The sequence below is a fragment of the Acinetobacter sp. TUM15071 genome, assembly GCF_008980925.1.
GTDB classification, from domain to species: domain Bacteria; phylum Pseudomonadota; class Gammaproteobacteria; order Pseudomonadales; family Moraxellaceae; genus Acinetobacter; species Acinetobacter dispersus.
Map to the genome: position 1 here is coordinate 1 of NZ_BKGB01000044.1, position 628 is coordinate 628.

Sequence of the window (628 nt, forward strand, 5' to 3'; positions counted from 1 at the left end):
CAATAGCAACAATGCAAAGTAATACCGCCATATAACGACGCCCTGACCAATTTATTTTTTGATGAATTCGTTGAAAAATACGCATAAAAAAGACCTAACTTGATGCTTTCAAATTAGGTCTTTTGGATTGATTTTTCAAGTTTAGTTTCGTGTTAAAGCCTTAGAAACTAAAATCAACACCTACAGTAAAATTACGTCCAACTTGTGGAATATTTGATAAGAATGAAGCATGTTGATAAACCGTGTCATCTAACAAGTTATTTGCTTTCATATAAACACGGTAATCAGTTTTTGCACCATATTGTCCAGAATATGCCACCCCAAGATTGAGCATGTTATAGCCTTCAGTTTCGGTCTCGTAAGCTGCAATCTTATCTTGGTTAAAGACATGGTAGTACTCGGCAGAACCACTAAAACCATCACCAAAATCTGCATCGACTTTAGTACCTAAACGTCCTGCTGGAATACGTGGAGCATTACCTTATGCATCAATTTTACCGCGCACATAATCACCAAAAGCACTGATCTTGTACATTGGGGTAATTTGATAACCAATTTCACCCTCTGCAACATAGAAGTGTGCTTTATCTTGAGTATATCGAACTAAACGGAAATCTTTATAACGGTC

Annotated in this window: 1 protein-coding gene and 1 pseudogene; both read right to left on the reverse strand. The window is 36.6% G+C overall.

Annotation, left to right across the window (positions count from 1 at the left end):
• Window positions 1-85 (reverse strand): hypothetical protein (locus tag GBI66_RS19785; protein ID WP_228267312.1); only part of this gene is annotated, 85 nt, incomplete at its 3' end.
• A gap of 75 nt (window positions 86-160) precedes the next feature.
• Window positions 161-628 (reverse strand): annotated as a pseudogene (locus GBI66_RS19130) (TonB-dependent receptor); the annotation flags it as partial.